Source organism: Vibrio sp., from assembly GCF_050299255.1.
Lineage (GTDB): Bacteria > Pseudomonadota > Gammaproteobacteria > Enterobacterales > Vibrionaceae > Vibrio.
The window spans coordinates 1-15,866 of sequence record NZ_JBNKVP010000036.1 but is presented as its reverse complement, the minus strand read 5'-3'; the positions used below and the strand labels follow the sequence as shown (position 1 = coordinate 15,866).

General features: G+C 47.5%; 28 protein-coding genes. 24 read left to right on the top strand and 4 right to left on the bottom strand.

What is annotated here, in order from left to right; all coding sequences use genetic code 11:
• Nucleotides 1-46: 46 nt before the first annotated feature.
• Together ACQY6F_RS11155 and ACQY6F_RS11150 are read left to right on the top strand one after the other, a co-directional pair.
• A complete protein-coding gene (locus ACQY6F_RS11155; RefSeq protein ID WP_428774395.1) occupies nucleotides 47-454 on the top strand; it encodes an ACT domain-containing protein in 408 nt (135 codons plus the stop codon).
• 46 nt (nucleotides 455-500) lie between these two features.
• Complete coding sequence (locus ACQY6F_RS11150) at nucleotides 501-1,046, top strand: GNAT family N-acetyltransferase (RefSeq protein WP_428774393.1); 546 nt, start codon at nucleotides 501-503, stop codon at nucleotides 1,044-1,046.
• Between the two features lie 60 nt (nucleotides 1,047-1,106).
• Here ACQY6F_RS11150 and ACQY6F_RS11145 read toward each other — a convergent pair whose 3' ends face one another.
• Entirely contained in the window at nucleotides 1,107-1,343 is a 237-nt protein-coding gene (locus ACQY6F_RS11145; protein WP_428774391.1) for an RNA recognition motif domain-containing protein, read from the bottom strand.
• Nucleotides 1,344-1,524: 181 nt separating this feature from the next.
• On the opposite strand from ACQY6F_RS11145, the gene ACQY6F_RS11140 reads away from it, so the two are divergent.
• The 6 genes from ACQY6F_RS11140 to ACQY6F_RS11115 all read left to right on the top strand — a co-directional run bounded on the left by ACQY6F_RS11140 (nucleotide 1,525) and on the right by ACQY6F_RS11115 (nucleotide 4,719).
• Complete coding sequence (locus ACQY6F_RS11140) at nucleotides 1,525-2,124, top strand: pentapeptide repeat-containing protein (RefSeq protein WP_428774389.1); 600 nt, start codon at nucleotides 1,525-1,527, stop codon at nucleotides 2,122-2,124.
• 417 nt (nucleotides 2,125-2,541) lie between these two features.
• Nucleotides 2,542-2,703, top strand: coding sequence for a hypothetical protein (locus ACQY6F_RS11135; protein ID WP_428774388.1), 162 nt, complete (start codon nucleotides 2,542-2,544; stop codon nucleotides 2,701-2,703).
• A 134-nt stretch (nucleotides 2,704-2,837) separates the two neighbouring features.
• Nucleotides 2,838-3,170: a YggL family protein gene (locus ACQY6F_RS11130; RefSeq protein ID WP_428774386.1), complete on the top strand. Its 333-nt coding sequence runs from the start codon at nucleotides 2,838-2,840 to the stop codon at nucleotides 3,168-3,170.
• A 181-nt stretch (nucleotides 3,171-3,351) separates the two neighbouring features.
• Nucleotides 3,352-3,591: a GlsB/YeaQ/YmgE family stress response membrane protein gene (locus ACQY6F_RS11125; RefSeq protein ID WP_428774385.1), complete on the top strand. Its 240-nt coding sequence runs from the start codon at nucleotides 3,352-3,354 to the stop codon at nucleotides 3,589-3,591.
• A gap of 185 nt (nucleotides 3,592-3,776) precedes the next feature.
• Nucleotides 3,777-4,271, top strand: coding sequence for a hypothetical protein (locus tag ACQY6F_RS11120; RefSeq protein ID WP_428774383.1), 495 nt, complete (start codon nucleotides 3,777-3,779; stop codon nucleotides 4,269-4,271).
• 88 nt (nucleotides 4,272-4,359) lie between these two features.
• Nucleotides 4,360-4,719, top strand: coding sequence for a GFA family protein (locus ACQY6F_RS11115; RefSeq protein ID WP_428774382.1), 360 nt, complete (start codon nucleotides 4,360-4,362; stop codon nucleotides 4,717-4,719).
• A gap of 61 nt (nucleotides 4,720-4,780) precedes the next feature.
• Here the strand turns inward: ACQY6F_RS11115 and ACQY6F_RS11110 are convergent, their stop codons facing one another.
• Entirely contained in the window at nucleotides 4,781-5,968 is a 1,188-nt protein-coding gene (locus ACQY6F_RS11110; RefSeq protein WP_428774380.1) for a type III PLP-dependent enzyme, read from the bottom strand.
• 389 nt (nucleotides 5,969-6,357) lie between these two features.
• Between ACQY6F_RS11110 and ACQY6F_RS11105 the strand changes: the two genes are divergently transcribed.
• From ACQY6F_RS11105 to ACQY6F_RS11050, 12 genes are all read left to right on the top strand, one after another.
• Nucleotides 6,358-6,783, top strand: a complete 426-nt coding sequence (locus tag ACQY6F_RS11105; RefSeq protein WP_428774379.1) for a GFA family protein — start codon at nucleotides 6,358-6,360, stop codon at nucleotides 6,781-6,783.
• Between the two features lie 85 nt (nucleotides 6,784-6,868).
• Nucleotides 6,869-7,462 (top strand): DUF2238 domain-containing protein, encoded by a 594-nt coding sequence (locus ACQY6F_RS11100; RefSeq protein ID WP_428774378.1) that lies wholly within the window; start codon nucleotides 6,869-6,871, stop codon nucleotides 7,460-7,462.
• A complete protein-coding gene (locus ACQY6F_RS11095) occupies nucleotides 7,459-7,746 on the top strand; it encodes a putative quinol monooxygenase (protein WP_428774377.1) in 288 nt (95 codons plus the stop codon). The genes ACQY6F_RS11100 and ACQY6F_RS11095 overlap by 4 nt, the downstream gene beginning before the upstream one ends.
• A 51-nt stretch (nucleotides 7,747-7,797) precedes the next feature.
• Nucleotides 7,798-8,202, top strand: coding sequence for a GFA family protein (locus ACQY6F_RS11090; RefSeq protein WP_428774376.1), 405 nt, complete (start codon nucleotides 7,798-7,800; stop codon nucleotides 8,200-8,202).
• A gap of 67 nt (nucleotides 8,203-8,269) precedes the next feature.
• Complete coding sequence (locus tag ACQY6F_RS11085; protein ID WP_428774374.1) at nucleotides 8,270-8,686, top strand: hypothetical protein; 417 nt, start codon at nucleotides 8,270-8,272, stop codon at nucleotides 8,684-8,686.
• A 104-nt stretch (nucleotides 8,687-8,790) separates the two neighbouring features.
• On the top strand, nucleotides 8,791-9,474 hold the full coding sequence (locus tag ACQY6F_RS11080) for an SDR family oxidoreductase (RefSeq protein WP_428774372.1): 684 nt from the start codon (nucleotides 8,791-8,793) through the stop codon (nucleotides 9,472-9,474).
• Nucleotides 9,475-9,556: 82 nt separating this feature from the next.
• The gene (locus tag ACQY6F_RS11075; protein WP_428774371.1) at nucleotides 9,557-9,931 is read left to right on the top strand and encodes a VOC family protein; all 375 of its coding nucleotides are present in this window, start codon (nucleotides 9,557-9,559) and stop codon (nucleotides 9,929-9,931) included.
• A 43-nt stretch (nucleotides 9,932-9,974) separates the two neighbouring features.
• Entirely contained in the window at nucleotides 9,975-10,601 is a 627-nt protein-coding gene (locus tag ACQY6F_RS11070) for a LysE family translocator (protein WP_428774370.1), read from the top strand.
• A 45-nt stretch (nucleotides 10,602-10,646) separates the two neighbouring features.
• Nucleotides 10,647-11,228, top strand: coding sequence for a DJ-1/PfpI family protein (locus ACQY6F_RS11065; protein WP_428774368.1), 582 nt, complete (start codon nucleotides 10,647-10,649; stop codon nucleotides 11,226-11,228).
• A gap of 123 nt (nucleotides 11,229-11,351) precedes the next feature.
• Nucleotides 11,352-11,657: a YdhR family protein gene (locus ACQY6F_RS11060; protein WP_428774367.1), complete on the top strand. Its 306-nt coding sequence runs from the start codon at nucleotides 11,352-11,354 to the stop codon at nucleotides 11,655-11,657.
• Nucleotides 11,658-11,836: 179 nt separating this feature from the next.
• The gene (locus tag ACQY6F_RS11055) at nucleotides 11,837-12,127 is read left to right on the top strand and encodes a hypothetical protein (protein ID WP_428774366.1); all 291 of its coding nucleotides are present in this window, start codon (nucleotides 11,837-11,839) and stop codon (nucleotides 12,125-12,127) included.
• 53 nt (nucleotides 12,128-12,180) lie between these two features.
• Nucleotides 12,181-12,387, top strand: coding sequence for a hypothetical protein (locus ACQY6F_RS11050; protein ID WP_428774365.1), 207 nt, complete (start codon nucleotides 12,181-12,183; stop codon nucleotides 12,385-12,387).
• Nucleotides 12,388-12,482: 95 nt separating this feature from the next.
• Here the strand turns inward: ACQY6F_RS11050 and ACQY6F_RS11045 are convergent, their stop codons facing one another.
• A complete protein-coding gene (locus ACQY6F_RS11045) occupies nucleotides 12,483-12,956 on the bottom strand; it encodes a peroxiredoxin (RefSeq protein ID WP_428774363.1) in 474 nt (157 codons plus the stop codon).
• Between the two features lie 216 nt (nucleotides 12,957-13,172).
• The gene (locus tag ACQY6F_RS11040; RefSeq protein ID WP_428774362.1) at nucleotides 13,173-13,634 is read right to left on the bottom strand and encodes a hypothetical protein; all 462 of its coding nucleotides are present in this window, start codon (nucleotides 13,632-13,634) and stop codon (nucleotides 13,173-13,175) included.
• Nucleotides 13,635-13,897: 263 nt separating this feature from the next.
• On the opposite strand from ACQY6F_RS11040, the gene ACQY6F_RS11035 reads away from it, so the two are divergent.
• The 4 genes from ACQY6F_RS11035 to ACQY6F_RS11020 form a co-directional block, all read left to right on the top strand.
• The gene (locus tag ACQY6F_RS11035) at nucleotides 13,898-14,374 is read left to right on the top strand and encodes a GNAT family N-acetyltransferase (protein ID WP_428774361.1); all 477 of its coding nucleotides are present in this window, start codon (nucleotides 13,898-13,900) and stop codon (nucleotides 14,372-14,374) included.
• Nucleotides 14,375-14,640: 266 nt separating this feature from the next.
• Nucleotides 14,641-14,835 (top strand): hypothetical protein, encoded by a 195-nt coding sequence (locus tag ACQY6F_RS11030; protein ID WP_428774360.1) that lies wholly within the window; start codon nucleotides 14,641-14,643, stop codon nucleotides 14,833-14,835.
• Between the two features lie 287 nt (nucleotides 14,836-15,122).
• Nucleotides 15,123-15,536, top strand: a complete 414-nt coding sequence (locus ACQY6F_RS11025) for an SRPBCC domain-containing protein (protein WP_428774358.1) — start codon at nucleotides 15,123-15,125, stop codon at nucleotides 15,534-15,536.
• A gap of 19 nt (nucleotides 15,537-15,555) precedes the next feature.
• A partial coding sequence (locus ACQY6F_RS11020; RefSeq protein ID WP_428774356.1) for a dihydrofolate reductase family protein occupies nucleotides 15,556-15,866 on the top strand: 311 nt, incomplete at its 3' end.

Below are 15,866 nucleotides of genomic sequence, written 5' to 3'. Positions count from 1 at the left end.
ACTAAGATTCGTGGAAGTAAGTGAGCGACAACAGGAGAGATACGCTATGTCCGGTATCACAAACTTACAGCAGCTATTGGCTGATTTACGCCCTCAACTGATGGACGGCGAATATGCGTTTTGCACGGTTATAGGCGATGTGGCCGACTATCTGCCGTTAAATCCATTGGCGACGTTTTATGAACGCGAAGGGTTAACGTTAATTGTGCCACTTCGCAATGCAGTTCAGGCGGGTATGACGGTTGAAACCAGCTACAGGCAGATTACTCTGACGGTACACTCCAGCCTGGAAGCGGTTGGGCTGACTGCTGCTGTGGCGTCAAAATTAGCTGAACGTCAGATCAGCGCTAATGTTGTCGCGGCCTATTATCATGACCACATTTTTGTACCAGCAGATAAAGCAGTGGCGGCTTTGGCTGCCTTGCAGGAACTGGGCTCTTCACACGCTGACTAACGGTTATTTTTAGTGAAAATCAGTGTGAAAAAAAAAAGGATAAAAGATGTTTAAAGTTGATATCGACCAACGCTTATCGCTGGCTTTAGTCGAGCCAGCGTTTGCAGCCAGCTATTTAGATATCGTTTTTGCGGAGCGTGACTACTTGGCAGAGTGGTTAGCCTGGCCACTATTTGCAGATAGCGAAGCGTTTTTTCTTACCTTTATCAATAAGTCGTTGCACGATTACGCCGATGGCAAGTCCATGACCTGTGCGATGGTGTACGACAATACCGTGGTGGGCAATATCAGCTTTAACAGCATCAACCCGGATCTGAAAAAAGTGGAAATCGGTTACTGGCTCAGCGCGCACTATCAGGGGCAGGGCATCGTGACCAAATCGGTCAGCAAGTTAATCGATATCGCCTTTGAACAGCTCGATATGGAAAAAGTGCAGATTTCTGCGGCCGTCGGTAATCAGCCCAGTCGACAGGTTTGTGAACGGTTGGGTTTTGAGCTAGAAGGCGTGATTAGTAACGCGGAATATCTCAACGGCCGAATCGTCGATCATGCCATCTATGGTTTAAAAAGAGACAAATGGCAGCAAGCCTAATAGAAAGCCAGCAAATATGCTGGCTTTGTTTTTTTGCTTCGGGCGAACGATGCAGCGTAATCAGTTAGCGACTTTAACCCGAATTTTGCTGTTGGCGAAGCTGGTCAGATTTAAAGCGGACAGAGCCGCTTTAGCCTGCGCTTCCTCTGGCATCTCGATAAAAGCAAAGCCTTTAGACAGGCCAGTCTCCTGATCCAAAACTAAGGTACATTCCTTAACATCGCCGTACTCTGAAAACAGCGTACGAATTTCATGTTCGGTAGTGGAACGGGCTAGGTTGCGAACTAAAAGTTTCATGATGATCCATTATGGAGGAAATAACGGGCTAATTGTGGCAGCAAATCAAACTGGTACCAAGTATTAGTTTTGTTTTGAGCCAAATAGAGTTTTGTTGTAGTGAGTCGCTTGCCGGGATTTGTGTTGCAATGACCGATACTGCTAGAGTGTGGCCAGTAGTCGTATCCGCATTGAGGTAACTGTGAATAAAATACAAAGTGACGGTCAGTACTTTGAGCAGACATTTGATAAGTGTCTGCTGGCATCGGAGATCATCAGTGGCACTGAGTTTGAAGAGTGTGAATTTAATGATTGTGACCTTTCATCAGCCACTTTCTCACGATGCAAGTTCCTAAATTGTTCGTTTAATCGTTGTAATCTGAGTTTGGTTAAGGTACCACATACGCGTTTTTTCGAAGTGGAATTTACTGACAGCAAACTGGTTGGGATCGACTGGACCGCGGGCTATTGGCCCTCTTTTCATCTTGATTCGGAGCTGAGTTTTACTCGCTGTATTCTAAATGACTGTTCTCTGTTTGGTCTGACCTTGAACGAGCTGAAACTCGATCAGTGTAAACTGCATGATGTCGATTTCAGAGAAGGGGATTTTTGCAATTCGACCATGACCTACTGCGATTTTACCAACAGCCTGTTTATGCGTACCAATCTGGAAAACGTCGATTTTACTGAATCACAAAATTTCACCCTGGATGTACTGTCAAACCGGGTATCTAATGCAAAGTTTTCCCGTTTCGAAGCCCTCAGTTTGTTGGAGAGCCTGGGTATTGAACTGGTTGAGTAGTATCTTCGTACCACCAGTGGCTATTACCTCAGCTTAATCAAAGCATGACCTAAAACTGACCTGGGCAAGTTCGCCGCCTTTTACACTGCGGGTTTTTGTTGCAATTTTAAAGCGGTGAACAGATTGAAGAAGTTTTTCTGGTTAGCATTAAGCCTGACGGTGCTTAGCGGTTGTCAATTAACCCGAGTGGAAGGAACGTTGGATGACATCGACATCCGAGCCAGTACCTCCGGTGGACATCATCATTCTCGTGGAGGCTTCTGCCCTCCTGGCCAGGCAAAGAAAGGCGCTTGCTGAGCTCGCCCGTCTTAAGATATCTTAACGGCTGAGATCTGGAAAACAGATGGCAATTACCACACGTGGGATTGCCATCTGTTCTTTTCGTATTAATGAACCTGGCGTTTTCAAGGAGGAACCATGGACAAATGTGGCCAGTGTCGTCATTTTACCCGTATGCGCAACCAGCGTAGAGATCTGTGTGGCGCTTGGGAGCAACCCACTCTGGCAACACGACAAGCGTGCGGATTTTTTATTGCAAAGAAGCCCGAACGAGAGCTTAAATCCACTCCAAATCTGTAAGCCATCAAATTCTCTGCCTGGGTTGTTTAAATTGCAATTTCCATATGGTCTGCTTTGCAAATTGCCAGCCCATCAACCATCTTTATAAACTGTAAAACAGGCCCAGCAACAGAATATTCTAGAGGATGACTACCATGGCTAAAAACAGAAGCCGACGTTTACGCAAAAAGCTCTATGTCGATGAATTTGCTGTATACGGATTTTCATTCAGTTGTCAGTTAAGTGTTGATAGTGACAAGCAGGTGGATAGCTTAATCGATGAGTTTGTCGATTTTATCGAACGCCGGGATTTAGTCATGGGTGGCGGTGCTGACCAGACGTCATTTGATGGATTCATCGTTCCTGAAGGACGATACGAATCGGCCAAGGAGGAAGACCGTCTGGCAGTTGATAACTGGCTTAGTCAGCGGCCGGAATGTTCCAATGTCGAAGTCAGTGCATTGACCGACGCCAACCAATCCTTCTAAGTGAACTTTTTCATCCTCTCTTTAGCCTGCTCAATTATGGTCCGAAGATCATACTGTTGGACAAAATATCTGTCTGTACTTGTATAACTGAATGATGTCATGGCAGTTTTTTCTAATCTGTAGCTACAATTAATATGCGATAAGCTACACTGTCATCAGGTGCAGATTAGGAGGGAACAGTATGTCATTAATCGCTTTTTTGATTATCGGTGCCATCGCCGGGTGGCTGGCGGGTAATTTAACTAAAGGTTCAGGGTTTGGTGTCATCGGCAATATCGCGATTGGTATTGTTGGCTCGTTTATTGGCGGCTTTGCATTTGGCTTGTTGGGTTTTTCATCTGGAAACTTCTTTGGATCTATTGTTACCGCAACGGTGGGCGCAGTGATCTTGCTGTATATTGTTCGCCTGGCCAAGTCTTAACCAAACGTCGCTAACTTAAGTGCGAACAGCAGGACACTGCCAATCGGGTGAGGTGATGGAACGACGGGCCGACATAGGAGCGGATTGGTTTAAGCAAGCGACAAGGTTGATTTTTAAAACGATGAGTTACACTAGGCAGTAGTGGGAGGCTTGAGGTGCAACTAGCCGGGGTAAGTTCAGCAATAATGACAATAGTCGCTGTAGCGGTAGCAGCAGGCTGCGTGCTGTATCTGCTGCTCAAACAACAAAAGCATTATACTGACCGGTCATTGTTATTGCGAAACCTGATGGTCGAACGGACTCAGTGGCGTAGACAGTTACGTTACGAAGTGGCTGAATTTTGCGCATTGGCATCCAGCTACTATTACAGTGTTTATGAGCAGGAAGAGGACTACACCAAAAAGGCGTTTGCCCACCACGTAAAACGCATGGACGAGCTGAGGGTAAGAGTCAGGCTGCGCTTGAACCCCAATGAAACAATCGACAGTAATGACACTAAGTTGATTCGTTCCATGGCCCGTGTGGTATTGCATTTTGAAACCCGTCAATACGACAACCTACACCGGGAATTGCTCCGTATAGAACGTTGTGCCCAGCGGATACTGAAATCAGAATGGGATAAGTCTAAGCGGGAAGCCCAAAGAGGTAAGATCGAGAGGCGCATTGGCACTATGGACTAGCCAGGGTTGATCAGCAAAGTTGCCATCGTAAACCAGCTTTTTAAAACGGGTTACCTTAAATAGCAATTATATAGACTAGGGAATCAGAATGTATCAGGGCAAATGCCATTGCGGAAATGTGACTGTCACCATTCCGCATCTGACTAAAACTGCGACTTCATGTAACTGCTCAATCTGTTACCGCTATGCAGCAATCTGGGGATATTTTACCGAGCGAGAAGTTAAGATCGAATGCGGTGAAACCGGGCTAAAAAGTTACTGTCATGGCGAACAGACGATGATCTTTCACCATTGTGCAAAATGTGGCTGCGTTACACATTACAGTTCGACCCAGTCAGGGCCAGATGCCCGTATAGCCGTTAACTACCGTATGTTTGACCGCGCGGTTGTACCGCAAATGCGCTTACGTCATTTTGATGGAGCAGACAGCTGGCGCTATCTCGATTAGCGGCCACCTCATCAGTGAGATGGCCAACCGAATCTACTTTAACTAGTCGCCGTTTGCTTAATTAACCAAGTAAACGTTCTGCTGCCAGGTTTTCATTCAGTACCACGGTCTGTGCCCGTTTGAAGAAGTTAAAATCTGTGGCGGTTGCGCTGGTGTAAGCACCCATCATGCGTGCGACAACCAGGTCACCATTTTCCAGTTTAGGCAGCATAATCTGCTCGGCCACCACATCGATACTGTCACAGGTTGGGCCAGCCAGTACGCTTGGGTACAATTGTGTATCCTGCCTCAGCGTTTCAATCGGGTAGTTGGCTTCATCAAACATTAATCCACTAAAACTGCCGTAAATACCATCATCCAGGTAGTACCAGGTATTACCATCCCGTTCAGCCTGACCCATCACCGACGCCACGCTCATAACGGACGGCGCGACGATAAAACGACCAGGTTCCGCCAGAACCTGCACGGTTTCTGGCAGGGTGGCGAGAGCCAGGTTAATCGGCTGACAAAATTCGCCAATTGGCATTACCGCCTGGTTGTAGCTGACCGGGAAACCGCCGCCAATATCCAGTGTGCTTAATGCAGGAAGTCCGGCACTGACCACCTCTTCCATCACCTGCTTGCAGACCATGATGGCATCGACATATTTTTGCGGGCTGCTGGTTTGTGAACCAACGTGGAAAGAGAGCCCTTTAATACGGATACCCAATTCCATCGCGCGGCGAATGATCTCCAGCGCCATAGACGGACTGCAGCCGAATTTTTTCGATAAGTCAGCAAATGCTTCGGCATTGCGAAAACTCAATCTGACCAGTATTTCAACGTCATCGCAGTACTGGCGGAATTTTTCCAGCTCGTTGAGGTTATCGACCACAAAGACATTACATCCGTACGCCAGAGCATCCCGGATATCGGCATCCCGCTTGATCGGGTGGGTGTGGATGGTACGGTCGGCGGGTACGCCTTCACTGGCCACTAGGTCCACCTCACCTGAAGTTGCCAAATCAAAACTGGCACCTTCCTGTAGCAGAGTGCGAACCACTGCCGGGTGTGGTAATGGTTTTAGGGCAAAGTGAAGCGTAACGTTGGGCAGAGCCTCGCTCAATGCGCGGTATTGCTGACGAACCACATCGCAATCGAGTAGCAGCAGAGGAGCCCCGTATTGAGCTACAGAAGTTTCAATCAGATGGGTTTCTTCAGTGGTAAGTGAAGAAGAAAATGCAAAAAGATCCAACGCCGATAATGCCATCGCAAGCCTCCAAAAAAGTAGCAAACTTTCCCTGCATTTTGGGGAAAGTTGAGCGTCAATAAGCGCGTAAATACGCAGTCAAAGTCACTCTTGGATAGTTGCTCTATCGCCTTGCCACAAAAACAGACTGTGATGTACTCGGATTGGCTATCATCAAGAAGCGTCGAGATAATAGAAGCAGTTTTCTGATTGTGCAATAAAAATTTTTTGCTTTTTTAATCGCCAAAATTCGCTTGCTTCTCAGACGCTTCAAGTTAAGTGGATACGGTATATCTGGGCCTTTAATTTATGCACAACTGCGCCTGTAATCGGTTGGATTCATTGACAGCATTTATCAGGCACAGGCATAGTGAAAACTTAGCTGGTATGAAAAAGAGAGCAAAATCACTATGATAAAACATGTTGGTGGTACCGAGATTCTGGTTAATCATCGTGCCAGTTGTCACTGCGGCGCGGTGGTGCTCGAGTTGCATCTTCCCAATGGCATCGAAAAACCCAGGCGCTGTGACTGTTCAATCTGCCGCCGGAAAGGGGCAATCGTCGCGTCAGTAAAACTGGATGGTATCCGCATTATTCAGGGTGAAGACGCACTGAAGCTATATCAGTTCAATACCAAGACGGCCAAACACTATTTTTGCTCGAACTGCGGTATTTATACCCATCATCAACGCCGTTCTGATCCGAGCGAGTACGGCTTTAACGTCGGTTGTCTGGACGGCGTCAATCCATTCGACCTGGGGCCAATCGAGACCAACGATGGAGTGAATCACCCGGCAGATCGGGCAACAGGCGGCGAATCAACTAGCGAGCGATAGCTTTATAAATTCTATCAATGTGTTATCCATATACGGGATAGTTTGGAGGTGGGTTATTTTTATCTGGATTGCTGTTTATGCCGCGGTGCTGGTCTGGTCAGCCATAGACCCGAAAGATTATTTCACCTGGTTTCTTGAAGTGGTACCGGCACTGATCGGCGCGCTGGTACTTGCATTGACCTATAAATCGTTTCGTCTGACTCCGCTGCTATATTGGCTAATTCTCATCCATTGCGTCATCCTGATGGTGGGTGGTCATTATACCTACGCCGAAGTGCCGCTGTTTGACACGTTGCGGGATTGGCTGGGCTCGGACAGAAACAACTACGATAAAGTGGGCCACTTCGCCCAGGGCTTTATCCCGGCCATGATTGCGCGTGAACTGGTTTTACGTAAGCAGATCATCAATGGCGCTGGCTGGCAATTTTTCTTTATTGTTTGCTTTTGTCTTGCGTTTAGCGCGTTTTACGAACTTATCGAGTGGTGGGTTGCCGTCGCTACTGGGGAAGGGGCTGAAGCATTTCTTGGCACTCAGGGCTACGTGTGGGATACCCAGTCTGATATGGCACTGGCATTAATTGGCGCGATAGCCGCATTGGCTACTCTGAGTAAAGTACATGATAAGCAGTTGCAGACCTTAGGTGGTTCTGCCGGCACTCCAATCGGGCGGGAGCATTGACGGGCAAAGTAATCCTGAGTGGCTACATTTTGGTGCCGGACGCTGAACGACACATAGTGGTGGCAGCACTGGCGCCGCATATTGAACTGACCCGGGCAGAAAAAGGCTGCCTGGTGTTTCAGGTTTCTCAAAACCAAGAAAACCGGCAACGATTCGATGTATATGAAGAATTCGTCGATCAAACCGCCTTTGACCTGCACCAAGAGAGAGTAAAACAATCATACTGGGGAAAGGTGACCAAAGGAGTGACGAGGCACTATCAGATTACCCGGCAATCTGATTGAGCCGACCGACTCTGAAGGTAAAATAACCGTAGCGCATCCAAGGAGAGAGTGATGGCCATCCATGGTGAATGTTTTTGCGGTCGCGTTAAATACAGAATTTTAGGCAATTTGAAACATGCCCGTTCCTGCCATTGTTCCCGATGCCGTAAACTTACCGGCGGACAGGCGTCGGTGTATGCAGAAGTCGACCCTACGCAGTTTGAGTGGCTGCAAGGCGAAGAGTTTTTAATCACTTATAGCGGTCAGCCGGGCTTTGGTCATCAGTTTTGTAGCCGTTGTGGTAGCATCTTGTGTGGTGTCTATCTGGGACAGGTCCACGGCGTGATGCTCGGTAGCGTTAACGGTGACCCGGACATCTATATCGATTATCACATTTACGTTGGATCCAAAGCCAGTTGGGAAAAAATCCCGGCAGGAGTCAGGACCTATCTGGAAGGCGTTACCCACTCAAAATAGCTCCGTACCAGCCTGGTTGGTGGTACTTATGAAGACGATACTCAATCAAGACTAAGTGAGGTGTACAATGACACAAGATCGCTTACACGCTTGTCATGGTATGTGGCACTTGATACCTGAGCTTTGTTTTTATGAGTCAGGCGAGGCGCCGAAAAGTTGTGTCTACAATATTTCCATCGCAGAAGGGTATGCCAATTTCACGCTAAGCTGGGTGCAGCAGGATGGAATGGAGTTTGAAATAGAATTTGGTGGTATGGCGGACTCTATCGCCAGAGACGTGGATGCGCCGCCTGGCGCTCAAGCCAGCTACACCATTATTGATGGCCAGACACTGGATAGTTCGATGCTTATTCAAGGCAAGGAAGTCGCCTATGCCCGCCGTCGGGTGTCCGATGACGGCCAATTAATGGCGGTGCTGCAGGTCAATCACAGCGCAGACGGTGTGCAGCGGCGCATTACCCAGGTCTACCGTCGGGCGGACTGATCCGGATTCATATCTGCAGTGCAAAGCTCCACGGCCTAAAGTGATACCTTTCCTAACATGATATAGTAATTACCAATTTATCATTGCATTCAGGGAAGGCCTACATGACCTATCAAACGGTTTTAGTTACCGGTGCCACCAAGGGTATCGGTCGTGCACTTGTTATCCATTTATGTCAGCGTGGTTATCGTGTCTTTGCATCAGGGCGCGACAGCGAAGCTCTGGAACAGTTAAAAATGGAAACCGGTTGTGCCGGGCAAAGCTTTGATCTTAGCCGGCCAGAACAGGTACTCAAACTTTACCAGCAGGCGAGACAAGAATTGGGCCAGATTGATGTCCTGGTTAACAACGCTGGGATGAATTCACGTAAATGTGCCGTGGCTGATACCACGCTGGAAGAATTCGAGCTTCAGTATGCCGTTAACCTGCGTGCGCCTTATTTACTCTGTAGGGAAGCAGTGAGAGAGATGCAGGCGCGTCAGCAGGGATACATCATTAATGTTATTAGCACGGTAGCAAAAAGAAGCAGCGAAACCATGGGTGTTTATACCGCCATGAAGCAAGGGTTGGCCGGGCTGAATAATGTGCTGGTCAAAGAAGCGCAGCCGCATGGCATTAAAGTGACCGGAGTTTATCCTGGCGGCACCAATACGACATTCCGCGCTCAGGAACGCCCTCAGTACATGAGTCCTGAAAGTGTTGCCGTGATGATTGGTCAATTACTGACTAACCCTCAGGATGTGGTCGTTCATGATCTCACTTTCAGACCTATGGTAGAGCTGGAGTAATGGCGGTTATGGTTTTGAGCGGGTGGCTGCGTACGCCGCAGGTGACTTTATGCAAATGGTGCAATATAGTGAGTAAGCAAATATGATTAGCGGTTTCCATCATATTCAGATTTCTATCCCGATTGGTTCAGAGACTACCGCCAGGAATTTTTATGCCGGAACCTTGCGGCTGACTGAAATCGAAAAGCCCGAATATCTGCGCAAAAATGGTGGCTTGTGGTTTGAAGTGGGAAGTTTGCAGCTGCATCTGGGCTGTGAAAATAACAAGCACCGGGCTAGCACCAAGGCACATGTAGCCTATCAGGTGACAGATTTGGCCTATTGGCGAAATCGCCTGGATGAGCAGGGAGTGGCGATTGCAGAGTTGGTGGCGATTGAAGGCATGGACAGGTTTGAAGTCCGTGATCCTTTTGGGAACAGAATTGAACTGCTACAGATAAAAAAACGCGCTACCTGATATAAGAGACAGGTAGCCGGGAAAATTGACATGGAGGTCAATAATGACGATAGAAACATGGATGTATTACGCGCTGGCTATTCTGGTTTTAACCGCCTCACCAGGGCCAAGTTCTCTCTTGTGTATGACTAAAGGCGTCACCGGTAATATGTCTTCAGCGATAATGACGGCACTGGGAAGCCTGACGGCGATAACTACTATATTAACGCTCTCCTTTACCGGTCTGGGTGTGCTTATCGCCTCGTCAGAGTGGTTGTTTAACATGGTGAAATGGATTGGCGCAGCCTATTTGGTTTATCTCGGTTATAAGGCTATCACCTCGCCACAACAGGACTATCAGCTGACATCCCAACCTTCTGCTTCCGGAAGCTACCGATCTAACTATCTCAGTGGCTTTATCGTCGGGGCCAGCAATCCTAAAGCGATCATCTTTTTTACCGCGCTTTTCCCGCAATTCATTGATCCTTCAGCTTCCTTGTGGGGGCAGTATGTCGTGTTTGCGCTAACCTTTATGGTACTTGAATTATCCTGGCTACTGTTTTACGGCTACCTTGGCAGTCGTTCATCGCAGTGGATTATGGCCAAGGGTAGGGCGAAACTGTTTAACCGTCTTTCTGGCGGTGTTTTCATCGGTGCAGGAGCACTTCTTTCATCGGCAAGCAGAAGTTAAGCCCTGGGGCGAATATTACCCGAGACGATCAAAAAGGAGCTGCCGATGAATATTGCCATTTTTCTGTACGATGATGCCGAAGTGCTGGATTTTGCCGGCCCTTTCGAAGTGTTTAATACCGCAAAACGCCTTGCGAGACCAGACTGGAACGTGTTCTTGATTGCCGAAAACAGCGAGCTGATTACTGCTCGCGGCGGTATGCTGGTTCAGCCTCATTACAGCATCAATTCACATCCTCCGATAGATGTACTACTGGTCGCGGGTGGCGTCCATCAGCCGCAAATGGGCAATCAATCCGTTTTAGACTGGATAAGCCAGGTGGCAGAGAGTGCACACAAGGTGGCGTCAGTGTGCACCGGGGCCTTTTTACTGGCCCAGGCGGGGTTGTTGGACGGTTTAAATGTCACTACCCATTGGGAAGATATCGCTGAACTGCAGGGGACCTTTCCGTCACTTAAAGTGATCAGCCAACGCAAGTGGGTGGACCAGGGCAAATTTATCACTTCCGGCGGCATTTCTGCGGGGATGGACATGAGCCTTCATCTGGTGTCGCAACTCGCCAGTCTCGAACTGGCCAGCCTCACGGCAACTCAGATGGAATATCGCTGGTCAAACATCCTACCGTAATGACAAAACTTCCCGCTGATAACCTTTCCCATGATTTAGTGGTCAGACTGGAGCAGAACTATACTTCTCAGCATCGATCCAAATGGTGCCGTACTGTTTGGGCGACACACAGGGAGGTGCACGATGGCGGTTATACTTTTTGTCAGAATAGAAACCGGCTTAGAACTGCCAGAACCTGAGCGACGGTTACAGGAACGTAAGCCGTCGTTTAATCAGGTGCCTGGCTTGATCCAGAAAATCTACGGTCATGATCCGGTCAGCGGGGGTGCCTGTGGCATCTATTTTTTCGCCGATCAACCATCGCTGGAAGCGTTCAGAGACAGTGAACTGGCCCGAACCATTCCCTCGGCCTATGAGGCTACCGACGTCAGGCGGGAAGTGTACCAGTTCCTCTATCCTTTATATGAAGATAAAGGCCCGCTTAGTTAGCCATCTGGTACACGGGAGTTGATTTGAGAGTGATGGCAGCAATAAGTGGTAACCAAAACCTGCCTGGATAAAGTGAACCGGTTTCAATCAGGTTCTGTGACGATTATTTGAGCCATTGCACTGATTCGGGTCTACAACGAAGTTATATTCACTTGGTGGCATATTTTAAGGATTCTATTATGAGAAAACTTGTCATCGAAACGTCAAACCTGGAGACCGGCCAGTTAACCGATAGTGTATCCATTCCGTTAGTACTAGTAAAAGCTATAGTACGGATAATTCCGCGCCAGTGGGCATCAAGGTTTGACGAGGGCGGTGAGCAGTTGCAGCAGTTGATGGATGCTGTCAGCGGCACAATTAACACCGGCGTGGTCCTTGATCTCGCTGATTATGCCGAAAATGAACGCTTGGTGATCCGTGTTATTGATGGTGCGCCAGAGGCGCTGTCAAACGACTCTAGCGCTCTTTAGCAAACACTATTGCAACCGCTTTACTATTAATAATATCCAGAACAGGAGGCCCTATGGCTCAAGAAAACTCTGATAATCAACGCGAAGTGACGGTAGTTGATATTCGAATGCCATTTTGGTCAATGGTGGTTTTTTTAGTCAAACTCGCAATAGCATCAATCCCGGCGATGATCATTCTCAGTTTTATCTTTATGATTCTGACGATGTTGTTTGGCGGTCTAGGGGGAATGTTTCACGGTGTGGGGATGGGGCGGTATTAGTTGTAGTAGCAACGGTATGGCAGTGATGATGGTAAAAAAACGGAAGCATGACGCTTCCGTTCTGTTTTTAAATGCCGTTTTTCCAATTTAATCTACTACAGGTGCTCAAGAATCACTTCGGCTTTACTGACTTCAAACTGTTGCGGGGCTTCAACGTTCAGCAGTGATACCACACCATCGTCGACAATCATGGCGTAACGCTGTGAGCGTATTCCACCGAACCCTGCGGTATCCATTTCCAGACCAAGCGCTTTAGCAAAACTGCCGTCGCCATCCGCCAGCATACGAATTTCATTCGCATTTTGCGCTTCGCCCCAGGCATGCATAACAAACGCGTCATTAACGGCAATACAGGCGATCATATCAACGCCTTTGGCTTTCAGTTGGTCTGCCAGGGCGACGTAACCTGGAAGGTGAGCTTCCGAGCATGTCGGCGTGAATGCCCCTGGTACAGCAAAAAGTACCACTTTCTTGCCGGCAAAGAGTTCGGAAACCTGGTGGTTAGTCATGCCATCATTGGTCAGTTCGCTAATGGTTGCATTAGGAAGAGGTTGGCCTTGTTCGATCATTTTCATTTCCTTAATTAGATGAACGCTCTCCAAGTCTAGTACCAAACTGACCGGTTAAACACCATCAATAATTGTGGATATAACTTCTGGGCTGATTTATGCAGATACTGCTGATAAGGCAAGATAAGTACCAGAGTTGTGACAGACAAAATGAGCGGTAAGTGTTGAATCGGCAATAAAAAAGGCATCCCAAAACTGCGGGATGCCTTTAGTGAGTTACTCCCTGGAGCCGACTGGGATCATGATGTGGACATACGGCGTACCTTTCCACATCACATACGGACCGCCATAGCTGGGATCGGTTGGTAAACTGTCCAGCAATGCCGCGTCCGGTGTGATAATCATCAGGTGAGGTCCTTCTCTAACCCATTGGTTATCGTCGGTTGGTTCTTTGGCGTACGGGTCGATATTACTGGCACCTGAGTCACCTGCAAGCATATAGGAGATTCCAATTGCCTTGGCTTGGAAAGGTTTGTTATTGGTCCAGGCGTCAGCCCATTCCATCCATGGGCCGTCCATACACATGGGGGCTTTACCGGACAATTGTGCCGGGGTTGGGAAGCAGGTGTAATTGCTATCACCTTCTTGCAATACATTGCCTTCCCAGTCCATTACGGTGACTTTGTCTCTAAGTGTCGGGGGAGCCGCGCTAAGCGCGTCTTCGAGCAGGGGGTTCATATGTTGATCAGCGCCTGCAGCTGGTAGGTAAAATAGTCCTATCATTAGCGCAGGCAACATATAAGAGTGTTTTCTCATCGTTATTTTCCTCTAATTGCACTAATCCAGGTGGGTTAGCAACTTTTAGTATAGGGCTCGATTGCGTATAGATGTCTGTATATTTGTATTGTGAATAAGAATCAAACTGGTTAATTTGAATGCATCTGCTGGTGTTATAGTCAGAAAATGCTGCACACTAACTTAATGCTACAATGGAGTCGATCTTGCAGTTAATACCTTTTGAAGAGAACAATGCACCTGAGATCGTGTCCTGGTTCGACAGTGAGCATGAAGCAATGATGTGGGGTGGGCGGGCACTCGGTTGGCCACTGACAGCTCAGGCATTGTGTGAAAGAACGCGTCGGCAAGACTTGCGCTGCTATGTGTTAACGCATCAGCAACAGTTGTTGGGGTTTATTGAGCTCAAAGCCATCAGTGCAGATGAATATCGGTTATGTCGGGTGGTGGTAGCAAAACAATCACGTGGTCAGGGCTACGGCAAGACCTTGGTTAGCAATGCGCTGGATATATTGCGCCAGCAAGTTAAGGTGAAGCGCGTTACCTTGGCGGTATATCAGGCCAACCCTGCCGCACTCAATTGTTATTTGGCGCTGGGGTTTTACATCACTGATCAGGGGCCTAAATTTAAACGCTATAAAGGTAAAAACTGGTGGCTGCATCAAATGGAAATAGCAATGTAACCAGGTTGCGGATATTGTTTCGACCAGGATCAGCTTCCTAAGCGAAAGTTTACATTTGACGCATTGCTCAGGTTCTTAGACTAATATCACATTAATGCATCTTACTTGCTCAAATAGCAAACTGATCTAAATTCAAGTTTCCTCTTTCAACAGCAAATGGTCCTGTTGAAAGACCCAGCGGAAAGTTGAGCAAAAAGAAGCAGATACCATAGTGTTTAATCTTTGGACCTATCGACAATACAATCGGTAGGTAAGGAAAATCAAACATGAAAGCCATGCTAATGATTATGGCGGCTATGCTTGTTAGCCCTTTTGCAGTTACCGCAGAGCTGGAGGTTGCCGGCGTCATGACAGGACAGGGCGGTTCAAATGTGTGCCTGTACCAAGAAAAAGGCAGTGACACCATTGTTTATGCTCTCTATTCAAATGAACCTTGTCCTAAATATGTAGGCAGCAAGTAACACCTTGATCAATACCAAACCTGAATTGCAATGCAATTTGAAGGCGAAAGCGGTAATGCTGCTTTCGCCTTTTATTTTGTGGGCAATTTGTCATCTTTTTATAGACTCCGAAAATATCAAATAGGCGATTGACCCTAATAATGCATGCCGATTTACTATGACTTTCTTGCATAAGTGGTTGTTGTATCAAGAAGTTGAATATTTTTTGCACACCTGTAACCGAACAAAGCTACGCTCATTTATATCTTGGCAACTCTATATCTTGGTAACTGTGTCCGGAGACAAAAATGGAAATTACAGTAGAAGCGTACGTTAATGCACCCGTTGAATTAGCCTGGAAGGCGTGGACGACACCAGAGCACATTACTTGCTGGAACTTTGCTGACCCTTCCTGGTGTTGCCCCAGAGCCAGCCTTGCTCTTGAGCCTGGCGGCAAGTTTAGTTATCGAATGGAAGCGAAAGATGGATCAGTAGGCTTTGACTTGGATGGTGAGTTTGTCGCCATGGAGCCAAATGCGTTACTTGAGCTACGGCTGTCTGATGGTCGTCCGGTCACAGTAACATTTATTGAAACTGACCAGGGTACGCTGGTGACGGAACGGTTCACAGCAGAGTCGGAATTTAGCATTGAGCAACAGCGTGACGGGTGGCAGAGCATTTTAAACCAGTTCAAATCCCATGTTGAATCACTCAATGCTTAATAAGGATTAAGAGGAAAGAATGAACTACATTTATGTCGCGCAAAGTCTGGATGGTTATATCGCCGGACCAAACGGAGAACTGGAGTGGCTCAGTGAAGTCGATAATCCGCAGCAGAGTGATTTTGGTTTTGCCCACTTTATCAGCTCTATAGATGCACTTGTCATGGGACGCAATACGTTTGAAAAAGTAATGTCATTCGAACAATGGCCCTATACCAAACCTGTTTTTGTCGTGAGTAACCGTCCATTTCATCTACCGCAATCGCTAGAAGGTAGAGTGGAATTTATTCGTGGTGAACCTGACCAGCTAGTCAAGCAACTGAATCACCT

Coding starts and splice junctions, on each gene's coding strand:
- ACQY6F_RS11040 (WP_428774362.1), bottom strand. CDS start 13,634: ATGAACCCCCTGCTCGAAGACGCGCTTAGCGCGGCTCCCCCGACACTT.
- ACQY6F_RS11115 (WP_428774382.1), top strand. CDS start 4,360: ATGTATCAGGGCAAATGCCATTGCGGAAATGTGACTGTCACCATTCCG.
- ACQY6F_RS11075 (WP_428774371.1), top strand. CDS start 9,557: ATGATTAGCGGTTTCCATCATATTCAGATTTCTATCCCGATTGGTTCA.
- ACQY6F_RS11110 (WP_428774380.1), bottom strand. CDS start 5,968: ATGGCATTATCGGCGTTGGATCTTTTTGCATTTTCTTCTTCACTTACC.
- ACQY6F_RS11025 (WP_428774358.1), top strand. CDS start 15,123: ATGGAAATTACAGTAGAAGCGTACGTTAATGCACCCGTTGAATTAGCC.
- ACQY6F_RS11030 (WP_428774360.1), top strand. CDS start 14,641: ATGAAAGCCATGCTAATGATTATGGCGGCTATGCTTGTTAGCCCTTTT.
- ACQY6F_RS11125 (WP_428774385.1), top strand. CDS start 3,352: ATGTCATTAATCGCTTTTTTGATTATCGGTGCCATCGCCGGGTGGCTG.
- ACQY6F_RS11080 (WP_428774372.1), top strand. CDS start 8,791: ATGACCTATCAAACGGTTTTAGTTACCGGTGCCACCAAGGGTATCGGT.
- ACQY6F_RS11070 (WP_428774370.1), top strand. CDS start 9,975: ATGACGATAGAAACATGGATGTATTACGCGCTGGCTATTCTGGTTTTA.
- ACQY6F_RS11150 (WP_428774393.1), top strand. CDS start 501: ATGTTTAAAGTTGATATCGACCAACGCTTATCGCTGGCTTTAGTCGAG.
- ACQY6F_RS11120 (WP_428774383.1), top strand. CDS start 3,777: ATGACAATAGTCGCTGTAGCGGTAGCAGCAGGCTGCGTGCTGTATCTG.
- ACQY6F_RS11105 (WP_428774379.1), top strand. CDS start 6,358: ATGATAAAACATGTTGGTGGTACCGAGATTCTGGTTAATCATCGTGCC.
- ACQY6F_RS11135 (WP_428774388.1), top strand. CDS start 2,542: ATGGACAAATGTGGCCAGTGTCGTCATTTTACCCGTATGCGCAACCAG.
- ACQY6F_RS11060 (WP_428774367.1), top strand. CDS start 11,352: ATGGCGGTTATACTTTTTGTCAGAATAGAAACCGGCTTAGAACTGCCA.
- ACQY6F_RS11130 (WP_428774386.1), top strand. CDS start 2,838: ATGGCTAAAAACAGAAGCCGACGTTTACGCAAAAAGCTCTATGTCGAT.
- ACQY6F_RS11090 (WP_428774376.1), top strand. CDS start 7,798: ATGGCCATCCATGGTGAATGTTTTTGCGGTCGCGTTAAATACAGAATT.
- ACQY6F_RS11085 (WP_428774374.1), top strand. CDS start 8,270: ATGACACAAGATCGCTTACACGCTTGTCATGGTATGTGGCACTTGATA.
- ACQY6F_RS11065 (WP_428774368.1), top strand. CDS start 10,647: ATGAATATTGCCATTTTTCTGTACGATGATGCCGAAGTGCTGGATTTT.
- ACQY6F_RS11045 (WP_428774363.1), bottom strand. CDS start 12,956: ATGATCGAACAAGGCCAACCTCTTCCTAATGCAACCATTAGCGAACTG.
- ACQY6F_RS11155 (WP_428774395.1), top strand. CDS start 47: ATGTCCGGTATCACAAACTTACAGCAGCTATTGGCTGATTTACGCCCT.
- ACQY6F_RS11055 (WP_428774366.1), top strand. CDS start 11,837: ATGAGAAAACTTGTCATCGAAACGTCAAACCTGGAGACCGGCCAGTTA.
- ACQY6F_RS11145 (WP_428774391.1), bottom strand. CDS start 1,343: ATGAAACTTTTAGTTCGCAACCTAGCCCGTTCCACTACCGAACATGAA.
- ACQY6F_RS11050 (WP_428774365.1), top strand. CDS start 12,181: ATGGCTCAAGAAAACTCTGATAATCAACGCGAAGTGACGGTAGTTGAT.